The sequence below is a fragment of the Flavobacterium sp. N2038 genome (assembly GCF_025947185.1).
Taxonomy (GTDB): Bacteria; Bacteroidota; Bacteroidia; order Flavobacteriales; family Flavobacteriaceae; genus Flavobacterium.
Window position 1 is genome coordinate 2,270,645 of record NZ_CP110001.1, and the last position, 22,996, is coordinate 2,293,640.

General features: G+C 32.0%; 25 protein-coding genes and 1 other RNA gene. 17 read left to right on the forward strand and 9 right to left on the reverse strand.

From position 1 onward, the window contains the following. Positions 1-28: 28 nt before the first annotated feature. A complete protein-coding gene (locus tag OLM51_RS10240; protein WP_264554213.1) occupies positions 29-580 on the reverse strand; it encodes a hypothetical protein in 552 nt (183 codons plus the stop codon). Positions 581-1,080: 500 nt separating this feature from the next. Here OLM51_RS10240 and OLM51_RS10245 point away from each other — a divergent pair, with 500 nt between their 5' ends. The 6 genes from OLM51_RS10245 (at position 1,081) to OLM51_RS10270 (ending at position 6,484) form a co-directional block, all read left to right on the forward strand. Continuing rightward, entirely contained in the window at positions 1,081-1,566 is a 486-nt protein-coding gene (locus tag OLM51_RS10245; protein WP_264554214.1) for a SixA phosphatase family protein, read from the forward strand. Positions 1,567-1,571: 5 nt separating this feature from the next. Beyond that, complete coding sequence (gene ppk1 / locus OLM51_RS10250) at positions 1,572-3,653, forward strand: polyphosphate kinase 1 (RefSeq protein ID WP_264554215.1); 2,082 nt, start codon at positions 1,572-1,574, stop codon at positions 3,651-3,653. Between the two features lie 27 nt (positions 3,654-3,680). Further along, a complete protein-coding gene (locus tag OLM51_RS10255) occupies positions 3,681-4,571 on the forward strand; it encodes a Ppx/GppA phosphatase family protein (RefSeq protein WP_264554216.1) in 891 nt (296 codons plus the stop codon). Between the two features lie 125 nt (positions 4,572-4,696). Continuing rightward, positions 4,697-5,278, forward strand: a complete 582-nt coding sequence (locus tag OLM51_RS10260; protein ID WP_264554217.1) for a TMEM175 family protein — start codon at positions 4,697-4,699, stop codon at positions 5,276-5,278. Between the two features lie 11 nt (positions 5,279-5,289). Next, positions 5,290-5,871 (forward strand): Crp/Fnr family transcriptional regulator, encoded by a 582-nt coding sequence (locus OLM51_RS10265; RefSeq protein ID WP_264554218.1) that lies wholly within the window; start codon positions 5,290-5,292, stop codon positions 5,869-5,871. 34 nt (positions 5,872-5,905) lie between these two features. Further along, positions 5,906-6,484, forward strand: a complete 579-nt coding sequence (locus OLM51_RS10270) for an NAD(P)H-dependent oxidoreductase (protein WP_264554219.1) — start codon at positions 5,906-5,908, stop codon at positions 6,482-6,484. Positions 6,485-6,603: 119 nt separating this feature from the next. Here the strand turns inward: OLM51_RS10270 and OLM51_RS10275 are convergent, their stop codons facing one another. Both OLM51_RS10275 and dnaX read right to left on the reverse strand, forming a co-directional pair. Continuing rightward, positions 6,604-7,020 (reverse strand): DNA polymerase III subunit gamma/tau, encoded by a 417-nt coding sequence (locus OLM51_RS10275; protein ID WP_264554220.1) that lies wholly within the window; start codon positions 7,018-7,020, stop codon positions 6,604-6,606. Positions 7,021-7,274: 254 nt separating this feature from the next. After that, entirely contained in the window at positions 7,275-8,360 is a 1,086-nt protein-coding gene (gene dnaX / locus OLM51_RS10280; protein WP_264554221.1) for a DNA polymerase III subunit gamma/tau, read from the reverse strand. A 169-nt stretch (positions 8,361-8,529) separates the two neighbouring features. Between dnaX and OLM51_RS10285 the strand changes: the two genes are divergently transcribed. The 5 genes from OLM51_RS10285 to OLM51_RS10305 all read left to right on the forward strand — a co-directional run bounded on the left by OLM51_RS10285 (position 8,530) and on the right by OLM51_RS10305 (position 11,449). Then, the gene (locus OLM51_RS10285) at positions 8,530-9,324 is read left to right on the forward strand and encodes a hypothetical protein (RefSeq protein WP_264554222.1); all 795 of its coding nucleotides are present in this window, start codon (positions 8,530-8,532) and stop codon (positions 9,322-9,324) included. A 19-nt stretch (positions 9,325-9,343) separates the two neighbouring features. Continuing rightward, positions 9,344-9,739 carry an NIPSNAP family protein gene (locus OLM51_RS10290; protein ID WP_264554223.1) on the forward strand — a complete coding sequence of 132 codons (396 nt, stop codon included), beginning with the start codon at positions 9,344-9,346 and terminating at the stop codon, positions 9,737-9,739. Positions 9,740-9,780: 41 nt separating this feature from the next. Next, entirely contained in the window at positions 9,781-10,263 is a 483-nt protein-coding gene (locus OLM51_RS10295; protein WP_264554224.1) for a hypothetical protein, read from the forward strand. A 328-nt stretch (positions 10,264-10,591) separates the two neighbouring features. Beyond that, the gene (locus tag OLM51_RS10300) at positions 10,592-11,071 is read left to right on the forward strand and encodes a BON domain-containing protein (RefSeq protein WP_264554225.1); all 480 of its coding nucleotides are present in this window, start codon (positions 10,592-10,594) and stop codon (positions 11,069-11,071) included. A 6-nt stretch (positions 11,072-11,077) separates the two neighbouring features. After that, complete coding sequence (locus OLM51_RS10305; RefSeq protein WP_264554226.1) at positions 11,078-11,449, forward strand: LysM peptidoglycan-binding domain-containing protein; 372 nt, start codon at positions 11,078-11,080, stop codon at positions 11,447-11,449. 268 nt (positions 11,450-11,717) lie between these two features. Here OLM51_RS10305 and OLM51_RS10310 read toward each other — a convergent pair whose 3' ends face one another. Further along, positions 11,718-12,011 carry a hypothetical protein gene (locus OLM51_RS10310; protein ID WP_213258355.1) on the reverse strand — a complete coding sequence of 98 codons (294 nt, stop codon included), beginning with the start codon at positions 12,009-12,011 and terminating at the stop codon, positions 11,718-11,720. A 126-nt stretch (positions 12,012-12,137) separates the two neighbouring features. Between OLM51_RS10310 and rnpB the strand changes: the two genes are divergently transcribed. Next, positions 12,138-12,461: RNase P RNA component class A (gene rnpB, locus OLM51_RS10315), an RNA gene on the forward strand. Positions 12,462-12,610: 149 nt separating this feature from the next. Further along, on the forward strand, positions 12,611-13,531 hold the full coding sequence (locus OLM51_RS10320; protein WP_264554227.1) for a ketopantoate reductase family protein: 921 nt from the start codon (positions 12,611-12,613) through the stop codon (positions 13,529-13,531). A 3-nt stretch (positions 13,532-13,534) separates the two neighbouring features. On the opposite strand, the gene OLM51_RS10325 is transcribed toward OLM51_RS10320, so the two are convergent. Next, on the reverse strand, positions 13,535-13,729 hold the full coding sequence (locus OLM51_RS10325) for a hypothetical protein (protein WP_264554228.1): 195 nt from the start codon (positions 13,727-13,729) through the stop codon (positions 13,535-13,537). A 200-nt stretch (positions 13,730-13,929) separates the two neighbouring features. Here OLM51_RS10325 and OLM51_RS10330 point away from each other — a divergent pair, with 200 nt between their 5' ends. Beyond that, positions 13,930-14,478, forward strand: a complete 549-nt coding sequence (locus OLM51_RS10330; protein ID WP_264554229.1) for a hypothetical protein — start codon at positions 13,930-13,932, stop codon at positions 14,476-14,478. 33 nt (positions 14,479-14,511) lie between these two features. On the opposite strand, the gene OLM51_RS10335 is transcribed toward OLM51_RS10330, so the two are convergent. Then, positions 14,512-15,201 carry a response regulator transcription factor gene (locus OLM51_RS10335; RefSeq protein WP_264554230.1) on the reverse strand — a complete coding sequence of 230 codons (690 nt, stop codon included), beginning with the start codon at positions 15,199-15,201 and terminating at the stop codon, positions 14,512-14,514. Positions 15,202-15,211: 10 nt separating this feature from the next. Next, positions 15,212-16,570, reverse strand: a complete 1,359-nt coding sequence (locus OLM51_RS10340) for a sensor histidine kinase (RefSeq protein ID WP_264554231.1) — start codon at positions 16,568-16,570, stop codon at positions 15,212-15,214. A gap of 253 nt (positions 16,571-16,823) precedes the next feature. Between OLM51_RS10340 and OLM51_RS10345 the strand changes: the two genes are divergently transcribed. Next, positions 16,824-18,935, forward strand: coding sequence for an outer membrane beta-barrel family protein (locus OLM51_RS10345; RefSeq protein WP_264554232.1), 2,112 nt, complete (start codon positions 16,824-16,826; stop codon positions 18,933-18,935). A 98-nt stretch (positions 18,936-19,033) separates the two neighbouring features. Further along, positions 19,034-19,684: a hypothetical protein gene (locus tag OLM51_RS10350; RefSeq protein ID WP_264554233.1), complete on the forward strand. Its 651-nt coding sequence runs from the start codon at positions 19,034-19,036 to the stop codon at positions 19,682-19,684. A 69-nt stretch (positions 19,685-19,753) separates the two neighbouring features. On the opposite strand, the gene OLM51_RS10355 is transcribed toward OLM51_RS10350, so the two are convergent. Both OLM51_RS10355 and OLM51_RS10360 read right to left on the reverse strand, forming a co-directional pair. Further along, positions 19,754-20,359: an RsmD family RNA methyltransferase gene (locus OLM51_RS10355; RefSeq protein WP_264554234.1), complete on the reverse strand. Its 606-nt coding sequence runs from the start codon at positions 20,357-20,359 to the stop codon at positions 19,754-19,756. Further along, entirely contained in the window at positions 20,356-21,177 is an 822-nt protein-coding gene (locus OLM51_RS10360; RefSeq protein WP_264554235.1) for a DUF3822 family protein, read from the reverse strand. Before OLM51_RS10360 ends, OLM51_RS10355 begins: the two co-directional genes overlap by 4 nt. A 329-nt stretch (positions 21,178-21,506) precedes the next feature. On the opposite strand from OLM51_RS10360, the gene OLM51_RS10365 reads away from it, so the two are divergent. Further along, positions 21,507-22,916, forward strand: coding sequence for an ATP-dependent DNA helicase (locus tag OLM51_RS10365; RefSeq protein WP_264554236.1), 1,410 nt, complete (start codon positions 21,507-21,509; stop codon positions 22,914-22,916). Positions 22,917-22,996: the final 80 nt, after the last annotated feature.

Sequence of the window (22,996 nt, forward strand, 5' to 3'; positions counted from 1 at the left end):
TTATTTTAAGGGAATACTTAATCCGTTTTTAATCATTAGCCGGGTTAATGACGAAAGTGTGTAAAAGACTGTCAACAGAATAGTTGGTACAGCTTTTTGAGGTTGCAGTAATTTGATTACAAGACCATTTTTCTACAGGAGTGCCGGCAGGAATGGTAATGTGAATGAAAAAATTCACAGATTCACCTGCATTTAAGGTAATCTCGCTAATAGTACTTTTGGTTGAATCGATAAAATCGGTGCCAACAACGATATTTCTCGAGGTGCTGCTTCCGTCTGTATTACTGCAAGTACTGTTAACATTCTTTGCAGATAAAACGTAAGTGTCGGTCGATGAACCATTATTGGTCAGAATCATGGAATAGTAAGTTCCGTCTGGTGGAGTATTTCTAATGTTTCCATTATTTTCTACAACCAAAATAGCCTTACAGGAACCAGATTGAGCAAATGAAATAGTTGTAAGCAAGCAAAACAGTATTGTGAAAATGCTTTTTTGAAAGATATTTTTTCTGAGTAAGAAAATATACTTACAATTGTTTACAAATTTTACCGCTTTTTCAAGAGTAGATTTAGTTTTCATAACTTAAGATTTAGTTTTGTAGTATTTATGAAATTTTAACAGAATCAAAATTATATTAGAGTTTTTGTATTTAAATTTTTTTGTCTGTAACTAACCTAAAAACTCGTTTAACTACTCTTTTTTTACTAAATATTGCCTCAAAAAAAACTTTTTTTGACCGATTTTAACAAAATTGAATAAGCATTTTTCTTCCTTTTTTGATCAAATTCGTAGTTTTTAATCGGGTGTAAATAATTAATAATCAAGTATTTAGTTAAAATTTTACAAATTTGCAAAATATCGACAAACTGACAGTTTTAATAGATGAAGTACACAATTTGTTAAAATGAATTTTGGCTTTTTTTGATTTTGTTAAAGTTTTGATGATTCTGTATTCTTGTTAAAATTTTCATATAATGTTAACAGAACTAAAAAATAGGGGAGTATTAGAAATTCTTTTGTAAATTAGAACTTAGAAAATATTTTTGGCTAGTGTACTTATTTTTAAATCATCTCTTTTTATGAAAAACTTAATTTTAATACGACACGCAAAATCAAGTTGGGAAGCTCCTTTGAAAGATTTTGACAGACCTTTAATGAAAAGAGGTATTCTGGATGCACATGAAGTTTCTTCAAATATTTCGAAATATCTTCCAAAAACTTATATTATATGGAGCAGTTCTGCAGCAAGAGCCTCAGAAACTGCACTTATTTTTGCCCAAAATATTTCATACCCCATTGAAAGCATCGTTTACAAAGACGATCTTTATACGTTTGATGACAAACAACTCGAAAAAGTTATTAAATCATGTGATAATAGTTTCGAAAGCGTTATTCTTTTTGGACATAACGAGGCTATTACAAATTTTGTTAATAAATTTGGGGATGTTTTTATAGAAAACGTCCCGACTTCAGGTTTTGTATCTCTGCAATTTGATTCGGAGAGTTGGGACACATTAAATAAAGGCAAAACACATAAAACAATTTTCCCCAAAGATTTAAAATAAATAAAGTGTACGAACAGAAATATATCGATAGAGAAAAAAGTTGGTTAGCGTTTAATGCAAGAGTGCTTCAGGAAGCAGCAGACAACACAGTTCCACTTTTAGACAGACTGCGTTTTGTTGGAATTTTTTCAAACAATTTAGATGAGTTTTTCAGAGTTCGATACGCCGCGATTCGAAGATTAAGCCTCTCTGGTATTTCTGGCGAAAAATATTTAGGTGGTATTTCTGCCCATCAATTAATCAAGGATATTACCGAAATCGTTATTCAGCAGCAATCTGAAAGTTTACGAATTTTAGGGAATATTGAGGCTGAACTGGAAGCCGAGAATATCTTTATTATAAACGAGGATCAAATTACAAAAAGTCAGGAAAATTTCCTTAAGGACTTTTTTATGCAAAAGTTAAGTCCGGAATTAGTGACTATCATTCTGAATGATCTGGCAGTTTTTCCTGTTTTAAAAGATACTTTAGGATATTTGGCAGTTCGTCTGGAACTGGCAAATGATGAGGTTCGTTATGCATTAATCGAGATTCCTAAAACAATTAACAGATTTGTAGTACTTCCATCAGAAGATGATAAACAGTATGTTATTTTAATTGATGATGTAATTCGTTACAAACTAAAAAACATCTTCAATATTTTTGATTATAAAAGTGTTTCGGCACACATGATCAAAATTACAAGAGATGCACAATTAGATATTGATAGTGATTTAAGTAAAAGTATGCTGGAGAAAATCTCTTCATCTGTAAAAGATCGAAGAATTGGAGAACCGGTTCGTTTTATTTATGACAATTTAATTGAAGAAGATACTTTACAATTCTTTCTGGATAAAATGAAAATTGTAGAAACAGACAGTATAATCCCGGGAGGAAGATATCATAACCGACGTGATTATATGAGTTTCCCTAATTTAGGACGTTACGATTTGCTGTATAAGCCAAATGAACCTTTACCGGTTCCGGGACTAAGTATGGACGGAAGCATTTTGGAAAAAATCAGTAAAAAAGATTATTTACTACATGCACCATACCAGTCGTTTGCTTATCTAACTAAGTTTTTGCGTGAAGCTGCTTTAGATCCAAAAGTTACCAGTATTAAAATTACATTGTATCGTCTTGCAAAGAACTCACAGATTATCAGCTCATTGATTAATGCAGCTAAAAATGGTAAAAGAGTAGTGGTACAGATTGAACTTCAGGCACGCTTTGATGAAGCTTCAAATATTTCGTATGCAGAGCAAATGCAAACGGAAGGAATTGAACTGATTTTTGGAATTAAAGGTCTTAAAGTCCATAGTAAAATATGTGTTATCGAAAGACTTGAAGAAGGTAAGAATCGCCGTTACGGATTTGTTTCAACAGGAAATTTCAACGAAGCAACAGCAAAAATTTATACAGACGTTACTCTTTTTACGTGTAATCAGGGAATTTTAAAAGATGTTTCTAAAATATTTGAATTTTTTGATATCAATTACAGAGTTCACAGATACAAGCATTTAATTGTTTCGCCACATTATACAAGAACTAAGTTCATCAAGCTTATTGATCGTGAAATTCTTCATGCATTGGCAGGTAGAAAAACACATATTAAGCTTAAAATGAATAGCTTGTCGGATTTTAAAATGATCGATAAATTATACGAAGCAAGTAATGCCGGTGTAAAAATTCAGCTTCAGGTAAGAGGAATTTGTTCTCTAATTCCGGGAATACCGGGAATGAGCGAAAACATCGAAGCAATTAGTATTGTAGATAATTATCTGGAACACTCGAGAGTTTATATTTTTGGAAATGCAGGTTTAACCGAAGTTTACATTTCATCTGCCGATTTTATGACACGCAATCTTGATGGAAGAGTCGAAGTAACCTGCCCGATATATGATCTTGAAATTAAAAAAGAATTAATAGATAATTTTAATATTGCATGGAAAGGGAATGTTAAAGTGAGATACCATTCTTATAAATTAGACAATAAATATAAGCCTCGAAATCATCATGCCCCATTTAGAGCGCAGTTTGAAACCTACAAATATTATCTAAATAAGATCGAGGTAATGGAGCAGGTTCCACAAAAAGTAAATAATTAAAAAACCAATTTCAAATCATAAGTGAGCATGATTAATATTAGGAAGTTTGCAGCAATAGATATCGGTTCAAATGCCATGAGGCTTTTGATATCAAATGTTGTAGAACAAGAAGGGAAAGAACCGCAGTTTAATAAAAGTTCACTTGTTCGTGTGCCAATTCGTTTGGGGCAGGATGCCTTTACAGTAGGCGAAATTTCAGCAGAAAATACAGATCGAATGGTAGATGCAATGAAAGCATTTAATCTTTTGATGAAAGTACATAAAGTAGAGCGTTATATGGCATTTGCAACTTCGGCAATGCGTGAAGCTTATAATGCAAAAGAAGTAGTGGCTCTGATTAAGAAAAAAGCCGACATTAAAATAGAGATCATTGACGGTAAAAAAGAAGCCGCTATTATTGCTTCTACAGATTTACATCATTTATTAAAAACAGACGAAACGTATCTTTTTGTAGATGTGGGTGGTGGAAGTACAGAATTTACGCTCTTTTCTGATGGAAAAATGATTAACTCAAGATCATTCAAAGCCGGAACCGTTCGTCTGCTTAATAATATGGTTTGCGATGTGGTTTGGGATGAAATTGAAAAATGGATTAAAACCAACACAGCAGATTATGATGAGGTTACGCTGATTGGTTCTGGAGGAAACATCAATAAGTTGTTTAAGATGTCCGGAAAACAGCAGGAAAAGCCACTTTCATACATTTATATTAATTCACAATATGCGTTCTTAAATTCATTGAGTTACGAGCAAAGAATCGCCGAATTAGGATTAAACTCTGACCGTGCCGACGTTATTATTCATGCCACCCGTATTTATCTGAATGCAATGAAGTGGAGTGGAGCACGCCAGATTTATGTTCCTAAAATCGGACTTTCTGATGGTATTGTAAAAGCAATGTATTACGGTAAAATATAAAATTAGTTTTGCCACGAATTCCAAAAATTCTCGCGAATTAACACTTTAAAAAGTTTAAGATTTCGTGCTAGTTTATGGAATTCGTGGCAATTTTTTATAAAATATAATTTTTTAAAATTAAATAAATGAACAAAACCAGACTCGAAGCCTTTAGTGATGGTGTTTTAGCAATCATAATTACCATCATGATTTTAGAAATAAAAGTGCCTCACGGACACGAGTTTGCTGACTTGAAACCGCTTATCCCTAAGTTTTTAAGTTATGTTTTAAGTTTTATTTATGTTGGGATTTACTGGAATAATCATCATTATTTAATTCACAGTTTAACCAAAATCAACGGAAAAATTCTTTGGGCAAATCTGCATTTGCTATTTTGGTTGTCTTTAATTCCTGTTGCGACTGGCTGGATGGGTGAGCATAATTTCGCAAAAGCATCCATGGCTTTATACGGTTTTGTATTGCTCTTATCCTCAATTGCATACTTTATTCTGCAGAGAACAATCATTATTAGTGAAGGGAAAAACTCAGTTATTGCCAAAGCAATTGGCAAAGATGTAAAAGGGAATGCTTCTTCTGTTTTGTATATAGTAGGAATATTTTTTTCGTTTTACAACGTCTGGGTTTCGGGTGCAGCCTATTTTATTGTAGCAATGCTATGGCTTATTCCTGATAAAAGAATTGAACGGGTTTTTGCTTCAAAAGAATAATTTTGTCTAAAATGAAATCCGTTTTTCAGTCCATTCAGATTATACCACAGAAGGAATTAGATCAGTTAGATGATTTAATTACAACACGCAAGCTAAAAAAAGGAGAGCTCTTATTAAAAGAAAATCAGGTCAGTAAAGAAATCTATTTTATTAAAAAAGGTATTTTACGCTCTTACTTTTTTAATCATCTGGGAGATGAAATCACGAATTGTTTTGCTTTCGAAAACGAATTTATGGCATCATTTTCAAGTTTTATAACTCAGAATGTTGCCGAAGAAAATATTCAGGCTCTGGCCGATACAGAATTAGAAGTTTTAAGTCGTGAAAATTTACAGAAGCTTTATGAATTGGGCTCGCATTGGCAGGAAATTGGACGTAAACTAACCGAAATGGAATATGTAACACTTCAGAAACGTCTCATTTCCTTTCAGAAATTATCAGGAACACAGCGTTACGAAGAACTCTATAAAAATCATCAAAAGTATTTACAGTTAATTCCGTTGCAATATTTAGCATCTTATCTAGGCGTCTCACCAAGACATTTAAGCCGAATCCGAAAAGCGGTTTTTCAGGACATTTGTCCAGTAAAATAGATAAGCCGATTAGTATTTTTGAAAAAAGACTGATATGAAAAAAATACTGATTATAAATGGACATCCAAACGCGGCAAGTTTTAATTTCGGAATAGCAGAATCGTATAAAGACGGTGCAATTGCTTCGGGAGCACAAGTTGAAACCATTATTATAGCCAATTTAAAATTTAATCCGAATTTACAGTTTGGATATCAAAAGCGAACGGAATTAGAGCAGGATTTGGTTGAATCCTGGCAAAAAATCAAAAGCGCTGATCACTTAGTGTGGATTCATCCGGTTTGGTGGGGAGGACTTCCCGCAATTACAAAAGGATTTATTGATCGTTTGTTTTTACCCGGAATGGCTTTTCAATACAAAGAAAACTCAGTTTGGTGGGATAAATTACTAAAAGGAAAAACAGCACATATTATTACTACTTTAGATCAGCCGGGCTGGTACTACAGAATGTTTTTTGGAAGACCAAGTGTAAATCAGTTAAAGAAATCAACTTTGGAATTTTGTGGTATAAAGCCAGTAAAAGTGAGTTATGTGGGGATTGTAAAAGGCTCTAATGAAGAACAAAGAAAAAAATGGCTGGAAAAAGTCTATAATTACGGATTGCGAAATAAATAGGGTGCAATTTAACAAATAACGAATAAAGAGGCAATTTTACGAATTTACAGAAATTATTTAGCAGTATTAATAAAGACAAAGAATAAGTAAAAGCTAGTGTAATTCGTGGTAAAAAAATATTAAGAAGGAAGATCCAATCCAAATGTAGAACGTAAAAGTTCAATATTTGGATTGATTTCTAAGAAACGATTGTATCGATCTTGATCGTTAAGGGCTCTTACTGCTTTAATCTCTTCGTTTACAATTACTTCAATTGTAATGTCATGATTATGTAAGTGACCTTTTAAATGTCCTAATAAACCATTCATCTGACTCTCAAAATCCAATTTGGAACCTTCATTTGGCAGTTCATATGAAATCGTTGTGCCGTTCAAAGTAGGATCGCTAATCAATAGAATCGATTCCATAATCTTAAGACCTTTTTGACCTAAACGTTCCGCATATTTGTTCCAATGAAGACGCATATCGGTTTCGTTAAATTCTTCAGTTAGAAAAACAGTAGTAGGTTTAACGTACGATTTACTATTTGCTTCCATTTCTTTTTTCTTGCGGATACTGGCAAGAGAAAAAGCAGAAACTTTAGGGCCATTATTTGCTTCTGTTTTTGGAGCTTCTGGAGTTTGAACTTTTGGAGTTTCAACAATTTTTTCGGGCTGAGAAACGGAAGTCTGATTTTGAGTTACAGCTTGAGAAGTTTGATTCTCATTTACTGCAGTATTTTCGACTTTGGGCTTTGGACTTTGGACTTCAACAATAGAAAAACTTCCATTTTTAAAGTAAACGGGCGGAATTATGAATTGCTCAGCTTTTTTTTTTCTCCATCAAAGTTGATAGAGGCCAATTGCATCAAACATAATTCTACCAAAAGACGTTGATTCTGACTTAATTTATACTTTAAATCACAGTCATTTGCAATGTCAATTCCTTTTAATAAAAAATCCTGAGAGCACTTTTGAGATTGCACACCGTACATTTGTTGTGCTTGTTCTCCAACTTCAAGCAAAGCAAGGGTTGCCGGAGTTTTACTTACTAATAAATCTCTAAAGTGAGAAGCCAGTCCGGCAATAAAATGATGTCCGTCAAAACCTTTTGCTAGAATATCATTGTAAGCCAGTAGAAGTTCCGGGATTTTATTCTCCAGAAGTAAATCAGTAATGGCTATATAAGTTTCGTAATCTAAAACGTTAAGATTTTCGGTTACGGCCTGACGTGTCAGGTTAGTTCCGCAATACGAAACCACACGATCAAAAATAGACAATGCATCACGCATTGCACCATCTGCTTTTTGAGCAATAATGTGCAGCGCATCGTCTTCAAAATTGATTCCCTGACTTTGAGCAACATCAGCCAAATGTTCTTTAGCGTCTTTTACTGTAATTCTTTTGAAATCAAAAATTTGACAACGTGATAAAATCGTCGGAATAATTTTGTGTTTTTCTGTTGTTGCTAATATAAAAATAGCATGTTTTGGCGGTTCTTCTAATGTTTTCAGGAACGCATTAAAAGCGGCTGAAGACAACATATGAACCTCGTCAATGATATATACTTTATATTGTCCTGTTTGTGGAGGGATTCGAACCTGATCAATCAGGTTACGGATATCATCAACTGAATTGTTTGAAGCAGCATCCAACTCAAAAACGTTAAAAGCAAAATCTTCATTTGGATCATCATATCCAGGCTGATTAATCTTTCTGGCCAGAATACGTGCACAGGTCGTTTTACCAACTCCACGCGGTCCGGTGAATAAAAGTGCAGAAGCAAGATGATTACTGTCAATAGCATTCAACAATGTGTTGGTAATGGCTTTTTGCCCCACAACATCCTTAAAGGTCTGCGGGCGATACTTACGAGCCGATACTACAAATTGTTCCATATTCTGTTTTATTCGATAGCAAATATAGAGTATAATTTAATGATTTAAAAATTAAAAAAATGAAAGATTTTTAACTGGTTGAATTGTAGAAAGAAAAAAATATTTTTGATTGGATTGCGAAAAAAAGTAGTAGTTTTATTGCAGAATCATTAATAAAAAATTACAGAAAATGAATGCAAAACAAATTGTCAGATTAAGTAATATTATCGGAATTACGTCTATACTTTTATTGCTTTATTGGGTTTTTACATTTATTGTAATTGAGGTTTTCGGACTAAAAGTATTTAGACAAAATATGACCGAAAGTTTTTATTTAAGCATTCTCGGTATTCTTGCTCTTATGGCAGGATCTCTCATTGTCAATCTGATGTTTAATTTGACAAGAATTGCTGAAAGAAAAAATGAAGACGAAGTAAATACCAAATCAACTAGACGTAAGGTTGCAACTTTGCTTTTAATTTTTCCCTTAATTCTAATTATACTTTTTGGGGGCAATTATCTGACTTCTGCTAAAAAAGAAAACATGCTGATTAATTCTGCAAAATCTATTATAGAATCGAACAAATCGAATAGTGATAAACTTCTAAATTATACTTTTTCTAAAGCGTATATCAAGGAAACAACTGGAATTTTAAGAGTGTTGTCTGCAACAGATAAAAACTTTCCAAGTGTTACATTAATTGTAAAAGATTCTATTAAAGGTTCGCCTGTTTTTCTTGGTTTTAATGCGTATTATAATGAAAGTTTAGACTCAAATGATAGCATACAGCCGCAAAAGGTAAATTATATCTATCAAACAACTAAAGAAGAAAGAGCTTACCTGAATGAGATTTTTAATAAAAATAGTGACGAGTTAAGATATAGCTCGAGTAAAGGAGTTTATGAATTATTTTATCCATATAGAAAAAATGGAAAAACGATTATCATATATTTTTCTGAACAACAGCGATACGGTAAAATGTAAAGCTGATAAATTTTAATTTATGAAGCGATATTTTCTAATAGCAGTTTTATTTACAGTATTTACTGCAAAAGCCCAAAAAGCTCAAACGAGTCCAGTCTTTCAATTGCGTATCTATGAGATTTTTGAAAACAATAAAAAAGAATTTCACGAACGTTTTAAGGATCATGCTATGCGTATCATGAAGAAATACAACTTTAAGATTCTTTCGATTTATGAATCAAAATCAGATAAGAAAACTGAGTTTGTATATTTTCTGCAATGGCCGGACGAAATAACGATGAAAAAAGCCTGGGAAGATTTTAAAAAAGATCAGGAATGGATTGAGATTAAAAAACAATACACGGCAAAATATGGTGATGTAGTAGGGAATATTGAAGATCGGGTTTTGACTAAAGTTGATTATTCGCCTAATTAAGGATAACGATTAGAGAAGTTCAAGAGTTAACTCAAATTTATATGCAACAATATCATTATCAAAATAATATTTTAAATCTGAAAGTCAAGAAATCACCGTTTTTAGTGCGAACAGTAATGTTTGTATTGGCTTTTTCTTTATTTATTTTACCTACAGGAGGAGCGATGTTTGGGATTGCACTTGGGAGCGGTCTACATATTGGCTATTTTATTGCAATCGGAATTTGTTCCCTGATTGGGTTTTATACACTACGAGTTTCTTTATGGAACACTTATGGTGAAGAAGTTATTCAAATTTTTGAAAACAGAATTATTTACGAAGCCAATTACGGATGGTTTAAAGATGGAAAAAAGGAAACTTTAATCATAAATCCCCATTTTTATGCTGTGTCTGCAGGTTATGAAGAAGATAATGAAGGTGTTTTAGTTATTGCTTCTGAAGATGTTATGGTTGAATCAGTTGTTAAAATGCCTATAAGTCAATTAGAGCAATTAGTGGATAAATTATCTGAAAAAGATAAATAATAAACCTATTAACATTTTTGAAAAAGTAATCAAAGATGGTAGTTAAAGGGGAAGAGCAGAAAACTATAATCTAGAAAAGCATCTTAGAAACATGAAGATGCATAGGAATGTTATTAAATAAACCAAAATCAAGATTCTACAGGAAAACATATAAATCTCATCACAACATCTCATTTGAATCATAGAAGTTTTGAATTTTATAATTCAAAACTTTTTTTATGAGCTAATTTTAAGAAATCAATAATATTTAAAACTGTAGGATTATTTTGTAATATTTGATTAATTTATTCGTTAAATTAGAGGATTAATTAATTTAAAAAATATCATTATGAAAATCAAATCAATTTTATTAGGAATGTGCCTTGCTTTGTCATTAGTAGCTTGTGGTCCTAAAGATGCAGATATTCAAAAAGAAATTGCTGCAAAAATGGGTGATATGCCCGGAATGGAAGTTACGGTGAAGGATGGTGTTGCTACTATTTCTGGTATTTGTAAAGATGCTGCTTGCAAAGAAAGTTGTGAGAACATCGCTAAAGGAATTAAAGGTGTAAAATCGGTGGTAAATAACTGCGAAATTAAGGCTCCGGAACCTGTTGCAACAGCTGCTCCGGTTGAAATTAATGCCGATAGTGTTTTAAATACTTCTGTAAGCGAGGTTGTAAAAACATACAGCGGTGTAACTGCTTCTGTTAAAGATGGAGTGGTAACACTTACCGGAGATATCAAAAAAAGCCAATTGCCTAATTTGATTAAAAGCGTACAGGAATTAAAGCCTAAAAAAGTTGAAAACAAATTAACTATTAAATAAGAAGCTATGACTTTACAAGATAAATACAACGAGTTAACCAATACAGCTGCTAGTTTAGGCGTTGCTAATTTGCAAGTAAGAGAGCAGGATAATGTATTGTATATTGATGGTACAGCAAAATCTGCAGAGGATAAAGAGAAACTTTGGGATGTGTACGGAAAGTTAGATCCTGATTTTAGATCTGCTGATGTTGTGATGAATATTGAAGTTGCAGAAGGTGTTACGACAGATTATACTGTTGTAAGTGGCGATTCATTATCAAAAATAGGAAAGGCACATGGTGTTTCGTGGCAGGCAATTTACGAAGCTAATAAAGATGTGATCAAAAACCCTGATTTGATTCAGCCGGGTTGGAAATTGAAAATACCTACAGCATAATCTATTTTATGTTGTTTTATAAAGTCCATTTTTTAATGGGCTTTTTTTTTGAGGGGATACAAACAGAGAAGGGTGTAAAGATTAAGAATAGAGCTAGTATTGTATGTCATTTCAACAAATAAATTACATTATTGTTTGACTTCTAAATTAGATTTAATTTATTGAAATGACATAGATTACAGAATAGTTTTTTGTTCTCATTTTGTTTTTACCTGATTGTAGAAAAGATTATTTTTTATGAAACCAATAATGGGATTAGTTCATGAAATTATCTTCCTCTAATGCTTAAATCAAATAAAAACTTTGCTGTTTCCTGATCTGAATCGGCTGAAAAGCCAGCAACATAAACTCCTTTCTTGCCAGAAGTCGATTTAATTCCGTATACAACTGCCTCATCGCCCGGGTCCGAATCCCCTTCGTATCGATACACATGAACAATTTCAAATTTCTCAGGATTCTTTTTAATCACATCTGCATTTCGATTAAAATCGCACGTAAATCCTTTTTCATTCAATTGATCTAAAGCCTTTGAAACAGTTGCGTAATGATACATTCTTTTCATGATAAACTGAATTTAATAATTATCGAATTTTAAAGATAACTATTTTAAAATTAAAATGTTATGATAAAACTCATAAAATAGGAAATTTAAAACCAATATTGTTAAGTGATAAAATTGTACTTTTGCCCCGCAGACCGCCTTATCGTCGTCCGCCGTGGCGGAGGGAGGAAAGTCCGGACACCATAGAGAAGCATAGCGGGTAACACCCGTCGGTCTCGGTCTCGATCGGGATTAGGACAAGTGCAGCAGAAAGTATGTACAGGTAATGCTGTAGTGAAACCAGGTAAACTCTATGCGGTGAAATACCAAGTATATCAGCATTTAAGGGCTTCTCGTCCGTTGTTGAAGGGTAGGTAGCTTGAGTTCCGCAGTAATGCGGAATCTAGATAAATGATAAGGTATTGTTAGCAATAACAAGAACAGAATCCGGCTTACAGGTCTGCTTTTTTTATATATTTGTGAAACGTATTTACTTGTTTCATAAAATTCTTTCACTTCAATTTTTATGGAACTAGTTAGCAGGCAATTTGTCTTGACAAAGGCACATAATTGTATATCTGAACTTCGATGTATTTACGAGGCTGGTAAAATAAAAGATCATGAAAACAAAAATTGGAATTTTAGGACTTGGAGGTGTAGGTGGATATTTTGGTGGACTTTTGGCGAAAGCCTACTCTGATTCTAAAGATGTTGAAATAGTATTTATTGCTCGTGGTGAAACTAAAAAAGCCATTGCCGAAAACGGATTGAAGATTATAACGGATGATTTTGAAACGATTGTTCATCCGGATTTAGTATCAAATGATCCGCAAGAAATTGGAGTACTGGATTATTTAATTTGCGCTACAAAAACATACGATATAGAAGAGAGTTTAAGTGCTCTTAAAAACTGTATTACTGGGAAAACGATAATTCTTCCCTTGTATAATGGAGTAGACGCACAGGAAAGAATTCAGGAAATATTTCCGGAGAATGAAGTCTTACAAGGTTGTGTTTATATTATTTCAATGATTTTTGCGCCCGGAACCATTCGTAAAATGGGGTTTTATGAGAAACTTTTTTTTGGTTCTAAAACTGCTCCGGCTTCAAAACTCCAAGAATTACAGGCTATTTTGCAACATGCAAAAATAGAAAGTTATCTGGTTAAGAATATTGATGAAACAGTTTGGGAAAAATTCATTTTTATTTCGGCTCTCGCTACTACAACATCTTATCTGAATCAGAATATTGGTGAGGTTTTAACCAATTTAGAATCAAAAGTAGTTTATATCGAATTGCTTCATGAAATTGAAGATGTAGCCAATGCAAAAGGTTTAAAATTGCCGGAAGATATTGTAGCGCAAACTATTGTTAAACTGGAAAAATCGCCCAGAGAAGCTACTTCATCAATGCACAGGGACTTACTGGCGGGTAAAAACACAGAGGTTTATTCTCTCACTAAATTTGTTGTTAACGAAGGAAAAAAACACGGCATAAAAACGCCTCTTTACGAAAAGATCGCCAATGTCTTAATGAAGTAAGTTTTAAGATTCGTCTTTTGTTGTTCGTACCAGACTTATTCCGGACATAAAGAATACAATTCCTAAAATACCATAAATAATTAGGGATTTAATATCTCTTGTTTCCCCTGATGTACCGGCAAAAATAACGGCTGTATAAATAAGTCCTGCTATTCCGAGAATAGTAAGTAATCCTCCGAAAAATCTTTTTAGGTTCATGACTGTTAGATTTAATGTTCATAACAAATTTAGGTTTATAAGGCTTAAGTGTTGTTATACAATTGTTTACTGAAATTATATGATTTCAAGGAAGAAAAAGCAGTCTTATGTAAATTTATTTTGTAAGAAAATAGTTTTGTTTTTGATTGTGTGATATAGTTTAAATGCTATTTTTGCCACCAACTAAACCAAAACAAAATATGAAAAAAAACTGCCTTCTGTTGTTACTATTACTTGCAACGATCCCTTCAGTTTATGCGCAAGACGAAGCTCCGGTTTCGGTTGTGAAAAATCAATTTAAAATAAACATGTTATTTCCAGGATTTGTCTATGAACATGGATTTTCAGAAAAAAATACACTTTATTCTGAAGCAGCTTTTGGACTAGGTTATAGTTATAGTGATTTTTATGGAGAATCAAATGTTTATGTTGCTCCGTTAATTACAGAGCAACTTCGTCATTATTATAACTTACAAAAAAGATCAACTAAAGGAAAAAGAACAGAGCGGAATTCTGGGAATTATTTAGCACTAAATGCTTCCTATTACTTCAAACCTATTTCAGGCAATTCAGAGCATTTTAGTTACGTTCCCTCGTCTACGGTTGCCGTGCTTTGGGGATTGCAACGCACTTACAAAGGAAGATTAAATTTAGAATTTAATGTTGGTCCGGGAGTGAATTTTAGTGAAATTGAGACAAAATTTGCACTTCCCATTAATTTTACTTTAGGTTGGGTTATTGGAAAATAAATCAGAAACATAAAATAGAAAAACCTTGAGAAATCAAGGTTTTTCTATTTTAAATTCTAAGCCAATATTCCGAACACTTTCTATTTTGATTTTCGGATCAGAATTAAAATATTTTCTGAGTCTGCTGATAAATACATCCATGCTTCGTCCGGAGAAATAATCGTCTTTTTTCCATACCGACATTAAAATCTGATCTCTTTTTAATAACTGATTATGATTTAGATACAAGTATTCTATAAGAGATGCTTCCATTTCTGTAAGTTGCTGCACGTGATTTTTATTATTGAGTGTTAGTCTTTCATTGTCAAAAATATACGAACCAATTTCAATTATATTATTTCCGTCTAGACTTCTTTTTTGTTCGATTCTTTTTAAAATATTCTGCAAACGCAAAACCAGTTCATCGACTTCAAAAGGTTTGACAATATAATCGTCGGCACCAAGTTTTAAACCTATAATTTTGTCTTCTTTTAACTTTCTTGCCGTTAGAAAAATAAATGGAATTTCGGGATTGATTGTAATTATTTTTTCGGCCAATGAAAATCCGTCCAATTTGGGCATCATTACATCAAACACACAGATATCAAATGTCTGGTTTTGAAAATAGTCTAAAGCTATTTCGCCATTTTCTGCCCAGATTACATCAAATTGATGTAGTTCTAGGTATTGTTTTAAAATCGTAGCAAAATCAAAATCGTCTTCGGCTAAAAGTAATCTTTTCAAAATATGGTAATTAAACTTTTAATAAAATAGTAAACTGAGTTCCTTTTCCTAAATCACTCACGACGTTAACAGTGCCATGATGCGCTTTTACAATTTGATTTACATAATAAAGACCTAAACCTAAGCCTTTTGTATTATGAAGATTTCCTTGTTGCACACGATAAAACTTATCAAAAAGGAAGGATTGTTTGTTTTTAGGAATGCCAATTCCGTCATCTTCAATACTAATAGAAAATTGATTCTCTACAATGCTGGTTCTGATTGTAATGGCTTTGGAGCCATATTTTACAGCATTTTCCAATACATTCAAAAAAGCCGTTGTCAGATGGAATTTATCCAGTGCTAAAATGGTTTTCGAGGTTTGAAAATCAGTTTTTAGATCAATTTTTGGAAAAGTAATTTTAAAATCGTTTACAATTGAAAGAAGAAAATCTTCAGTTTCTATCTTTTCTTTCTGCAATTCTAATTCATTTTCAGCCAAAGAATTTGCCATAACCTGATCAATCAAATTCTGAAGACGATTGTTCTGGCGTGAAATAGTATTTATAATAGCATTGAAATTATCGTCGTTGTCCCGAATATTTTTCTGTTCTAAAATCTTGGTTGAAATACTTAAAGTTGCTAAAGGCGTTTTGAGTTCGTGTGTGATATTATTAATAAAATCGGTTTTGACATCACTTACTTTTTTCTGTTTTATCAGGGCTTTAATAGCAATGATAAAGAGACTGATTAAAGTTGCGATCGAGAATAACGAAAGAATTAAAATAAAGGTCATTCGTCTTAAGATAATCATTTCCCAATCGATAACCGAGACGTACATCGAATCTTCGGTTAGTAATTTATAATCCTGATTTTCAAAAGTTCCGTTTGTGGTCCCAACATAATTCCGAACCAAAAAAGCATGGTTTAATGAAGCCAGATTGCCGTATAATTTGTTTTGAATAAAAGGCTTTTCTGAGAAAATCGTATCGGCTTTTTTAGCGTTTTTATAAAGAATGAATTTATTAAGTACAATAGCAAAATCAATTTTGAAGTTGGGCAAATCGCGCTCAAATTTTCGTTGAATTGCTGTAGTTAATGCGCTTTGGTATTCACTTTCTAAAATTCTTTGTTTTATATCTATTTTAGAACTTTTTCCTTTAATGTATTTTTCCGATAAATTCTTATATAGTGCTTCTTTTTTGGAAACTAAAGCCGAATCAATATCGCTGTAATTATTTGTAATCTGGGCAATTTCATTTTTGATCTGTGTATGAAACTGTGCCACTTTATAATCGTAGGCAGTTTTTACTAAATAGCATTGTACGGTCGACAAAACAAATAGTGCGACGACAGAAAGTGCTATTAATAAATTGATTCTTTGTTTCATTTTTTTGAAATTATGGCCCGTTGATGACACGGATTGATCGGTTTTGGACAGATTTATATTAAGTTAACTTCTAAAAAATAAACGAGCATAAACCCGTTTAATCCGTAAAATCAGTGATCCATTTCTCGAATCAAAAATAATGCTTTTATGGAACAAAAATGACGTTAACTCCGCATTAACCTTCAATTAACTTTCGGAATTGGTTTTTCAAAGCATTTTTGCAGGATTGTTAATCAAAACTTTATTTAAGAATATGAACTATCTGCCTTTTAAACTTTTTCTTGCGGTACTATTTTTTTTCTTGTCCTTTATAGCAAACGCTCAAAATGAAACTTCAAAAGATTCGATCTCAAATCAATTAAATGAAATTGTTATTAATCAGGATAAAAAGACTTTTACCAATTCAAATGGAAATATTAAAGTCGATGTGGCTAATTCTGTTTACAATACCATTCCAAATCCTGTTGATTTGCTTGCGAAATTGCCAACGATTCAAATAAGTCCCGATCGAGAAAAAATATCAATTGTAGGAAAGGGGAATCCGTTAATCTATATCGATAATCAAAAAGCCGAAATGAATGATTTGAATGCTTTGGCTGTTGCCGATATTAAAACAATTGAAATCATTCAGAATCCATCTTCTAAATATGAAGCTGAAGGTCGGGCTGTGATTTTAATTACTAGAAAATTAAGCAGGAAAGACAGTTTTAGAACTGAAATTTCTGAGGTAGCTTCTTTTAAAAAGAATTATAATAATTACCTGGGGTTTAATTCTAGCTTTAAAAAAAATAAATTGGAGTGGAAAGTCAATTTTAACTACAATCGTCTTAATCCCTGGGAGAATCATAGTATTGATTATCAGATTCCGGAGGCTTCAATCGAGTCTAATTATGATGTTAGCGCTACTACCAAAAGAAATAAATATGTTTTTGGCGGCGGTTTGTTTTATAAAATTAATGACGAGGATTATTTCTCTGTAAATGTGAGCGGAAGATTGCAAAGTGATACTTTTGATATTAATACATTTACATACAATAAAAATCAAAACGAGGTCAACAATGTTTTTACTTTTAGTGAAAATTCCAGCAGTAAGAATTTTGTGAATTCATTTCTGAATTATTCAAAAAAAATAAAGTCTATAAATACAGTTTTGTTTACTGGTTTTCAATATTCTAATTTTAATCAGAATTTATCGAGTCTGGTTGAAAATAACTTTAATGAAACTGAATTTGAACTTTCACAAAATAGAGATCAGAAATTTAATGTTGATGTTTTTTCCGGAAGAATCGATTTAGAAAAAAAGTTTAAAAACGAAATGAATCTGGAATATGGCGGACTTTATTTAATGGCCAACTCTAAATCGGATACTGATATTTTTGATTTTGAAAAAGGTGAAAATACAGGTTTTAATTATGACTTTAAAGAATCAAATTCGGCAGTATATACACAGTTTTCCGGAAAGATTAAAAAAGTTGATTTTTCTGTTGGATTAAGACTTGAAAATACCAAAGCAAAAGGAAAGTTTAAATCAGATTTTCTGCCTTCAATCGATAAAAATTACACCAATTTTTTTCCGAAAGCTCAGTTTACGTTTCCAATAGACAGCACAAAAAGTATTAATGTAAATTATGCTAAAAGTATCATAAGGCCAAATTATTCATCGTTAAGTCAAATTGCGACCTATATAAATCCATATTTTATTTACGGCAGTAATATTAATCTAAACCCAACATTTACCGATGAGATTTCGACGGCTTTTCAGTACCATGATAAATCAGTAAAAATAACTTTTTATCGAAACAGAAATCCGGTTTATGGTGATTTTGTATTTAATGATCAAACTAATGTTCTAACTTTTACTGAGCTTAACTTTGATAAAGAAACTGGTTTTAATATTGATTTTACTTTGCCTTTTACCTATAAATTCTGGACAACAACCAATTCTTTAATCTTTATAAAAAATAAAATTGAAGATGATACGGCATTGTATAATTCCTCTAAGCCGTATTTGTATTATTACTCAAACAATACTTTTAAGCTTCCTAAAGATTTTACATTTGCTTTTTCATTTTGGGGAATGACTAAACAAAAAGAAGGTGTTTTTGAGCGTAGAGCCAATTTTATTTTTGATATGTCTCTTGCAAAATCTTTCGGTAAGAACTGGAACTGTACTTTAAATTATAATGATGTTTTTAAAAATACGATTTATGCCGAAAAATTTACAGTAAGCGGTATAAGCTCAAAATCCAGATATTTGGTAGATGCCAATGAAATTTCGATTGCAATACGTTATACTTTTGGAAAAATAAAAGAAAGCGAATTCAAAGAAAAAAATATTGATGAAAATGAAAGCAGAATTCGATAAAATTTAAAAACCATTTTTTTAAGCTTATTCTTATAGATTCTAAAAAAAAGTAACGTTCTTTAGATTATAATTAAAAGAATAGAAATTTAAAAAAGAATATGAATAAAAGAGTACTTGTTGTTTTGTTTTTATTGAGTTTTGTTTTCGCTAACGCCCAAATTGTGAAGCCTTTTGTTGGCGGCGGCGTTTATATACATTCTGACTTTGAGAAAACAGGCTTTTTAAGCTTAAGATCGGGGGCAGAGTTTAATGTGAGTAAATACATAAAACCTGAAATTGAAATTAGCGGTTTGCTAGGGAGTTTGGAATCCAGTAGTAAGCTTGATGCTAATAATGTAATGATTGCTGAAATTTCAAGATCTGTATCTGCGGTTAATTTTAGTTTTTGTCCAAAGATTATTCTAGGGAATGAATTGGTTTCTTATTTTGAAATTCTTCCAAAGTATTCTATTTCGACAATTGAAGCACATAAAAATTCATATAGTTATAACAATACGACTGGTAATTTGACCTCAGGTAAATATGAAATTGCAAAAGAATGGAGCCAGTCTTTTGGTATCGGAATAGGTTATAGTTTTAATTTTTCTGATGAATATTCAGATTCAATGAGTCTTATTTTAGATCTTCAGAATGTTGATCTCGGAAAACCATTAAATAAATTAAGTCCTAACGCCAATCGGGTTGATACAAAATGGACTTTTGGTTTGGGACTTAATTATTACTTCAATTTTAAGAGTAAAAAAGTTTAAAATCCAAAATTAAAGTCCCAAATTCCAATATTGGAATTTGGGACTTTAATATTTAAAAATTGAAGTAAACTATCCTTCGTCTTCTTCGGTTTCTTTTTTAGAGATATCATGTGGTAATTCTTCATCGTCATCTGTCGAGTTTAATTCGAAGAAAGTAAAATACGAACCTCCATAGCTTTTCTGGAATGAAAAGTTGCTTAAATGATCCAGTTTGGTATATTTTGAATGTTCGATAATCATCATTCCGTCATCTTCGAGAAGATCTCTTTCAAAAACAGTCAGAACAATTTTTTCAAATGTTGCCTGATCTAATCCGTAAGGCGGATCGGCAAAAATAATATCGTATGTTGTTTTGCAGTTTTCCAAAAATTTAAAAACATCACTTTTGGTTGCTGCAATGTCAAAATCATATTCTGATGAAACTTGTTTGATGAATTTCACACATCCAAAATCGCCATCTACAGAAGTAATAGGAGCACTTCCGCGTGAAGCGAATTCAAAACTAATATTGCCGGTTCCTGAAAATAAATCCAGAACCTTTAAGCTGTCAAAACTAAAATGATTATTCAAAACATTAAATAATGCCTCTTTGCTCATATCAGTTGTGGGTCTAACAGGAAGGTTTTTTGGTGGAAAAATGCGACGTCCTTTGTGTTTTCCTGAAATGATTCTCATGATTGAAATAAGATATAATGTTTTTGGTTTTCTGCAGTAGAGAAGCTGTTTTTTTGCTGTAAAGTGCTTACATCCATAAAGGATATATTACGAACGTATTTGTATGCAATGGCATAGAACGGATCGTTTTGGTCTATTGTGCCTAATAATTCGAGTTGAAAAACCTCAGGATTTAAATTCGATTGTTCGGCAGTAAATAGTAGGTAATAAATAAAATCTTCAGGGGTTTGATATTCAAAAGAATTGAAAAATAATAGCTTTTGATTTTGAACAACAATAATTTCGAAGTGATCTGAATTAAAGTTGACAACCATTTTCTTTTCGTCAATATTTCTGGAGTTGTCCAGAATTTTTTCTACTAAAATACTATTGGCATGTTTGTAATCAAAAGAACCAACATTATCGATCAAAAAATTATTAATGTTTACATACGGAATGTAAACAGAATTCATTTGATAATTCGAAATATGATCAAAAGTAAAAAAGTCTGTTTCAAAGACTTTTGTGTTATATTGTAAGTAACTTCCAAGGTAATCTTCATCAAATAGAGCCGTTGGGACAAAAGTAGAAAGATTATTGTCGTGAATAACCAATACTTCATCGTAAGTACTTTTTAATTCAGCATTGTTTTTGAAAGCATCATTAAATAAATCTTCAATTTTATGGGTTTTGTTTGAGGTGTCAAACTTTATTTCTTTATACGAAGTGATAATATTATTTAAAGTATCAAAACAACAAAATGAAAATCCGGTCAGGGAAACCTGAATAGAAAGCTTTTTGTAATTTTTGGAAGTGATGTTAGTATTTTGCAATGACATATTTGATTTACAATTCGTTACCTGTTTTTTGAATCAAGAAAAGAATTTAAGGCGACCACAAACTTACAAATTAAAAAGCAACAAATATAATTGCAATTTCAAAAAACAATTTTAGAGTGAAGTTAACAAGAAGTTGTGTTAGCGTTAATTTTTTTGACATACAAGTTTAGTAACTTCATTTAGTACGCAGATCCGACTTTAGTTACTTATTATCAATTACGTGGTTTCATTTGATTTTTGAAACTTTCGTCGTTATTGGAATTTGATATTGACATTATGAATTGTAATTGCCATTTAAAAAGCCGAACTTTGTATTCCAATTTTATCCTATGAATTCAGCATCGTTTTACGGCACTTTACAAAAAAGATTTCCTTTTGCACCTACTTACAAACAAGATATTTTTTTTCAAAAAATTGCTATTTTCTTAACCGAACCTCAAAACGATACCATTTTTGTATTAAAAGGATATGCAGGAACAGGAAAGACAACCGTGATTTCGACCATTGTAAATAATCTTGGAGAGATTAATAAAAAGTTTGTTTTGCTGGCGCCAACAGGGCGAGCTGCTAAAGTAATTGCTAATTATTCTAATACACCGGCATTTACAATTCATAAAAAAATATACTTTCCTAAAAAGTCATCGGGTGGAGGAGTGGCTTTTACCAAACAGGTTAATAAGCATAAAAACACGGTGTTTATCGTCGATGAAGCTTCGATGATTTCAGATAGCACCTTAGATAGTGGTTCTTTATTGGATGATTTGATTAATTATGTGTATTCAGGAACCAATTGTAAAATGATACTTTTAGGGGATACGGCTCAGTTGCCGCCTGTAAATTTAGACATAAGTCCGGCGTTGGATATTCAAACATTGGGTGTTCATTACGATAAAGAAATTGAACATATAGAATTAGACGAAGTAATGCGTCAGGAAGAAAGTTCCGGAATTTTATTTAATGCGACAGAATTACGTGAATTATTGAAAGAAAGTTTTATTACAGAATTTAAATTCAATGTAAAAAAGTTTAAAGATATTGTTCGTTTAACAGATGGATATGATATTCAGGATGCCATAAACACAGCTTACAGTAATTATAGTATTGAAGATACCGCTTTTATTGTGCGATCAAATAAAAGGGCAAATCAGTATAATGAACAAATCAGAACCCGAATTTTGTTTAAAGAAAGTGAACTTTCGGTTGGAGATTTTTTGATGGTTGTAAAAAACAATTATTTCTGGCTTAAAGAAACAGATGAGGCAGGGTTTATTGCCAACGGAGATATTATAGAGGTTCTGGAGATGTTTGGAATCAAAGAATTATACGGATTTACTTTTGCGAAAGTAAAAATAAGAATGGTTGATTATCCGGATCAAAAGCCTTTTGAAACAGTTTTGCTTTTGAATACCATAAAAAGTGAATCTCCGTCGTTAACCTACGAAGAATCGAATCGTTTGTACGAAGAGGTGATGAAAGATTACGAAGATGAAACCACGAAATACAAGAAATTTCAAAAAGTAAAAGAGAATGAATATTTCAATGGTTTGCAAGTTAAATTCTCTTATGCTATAACATGTCATAAATCGCAGGGTGGCCAATGGAATACTGTTTTTATTGAGCAGCCTTATCTTCCAAATGGAATCGATCGTGATTACATCAGATGGCTTTATACCGCTATGACACGTGCTAAAAATAAGTTATATTTGATAGGATTTAAAGACGAGAGTTTTGAGGAATAGTTTTCTTGCCACAGATTAAAATGATTAGCACAGATTTTTTACCTAAAGTTAAACGGTTTACTCGGTCAAAAAAATAGATG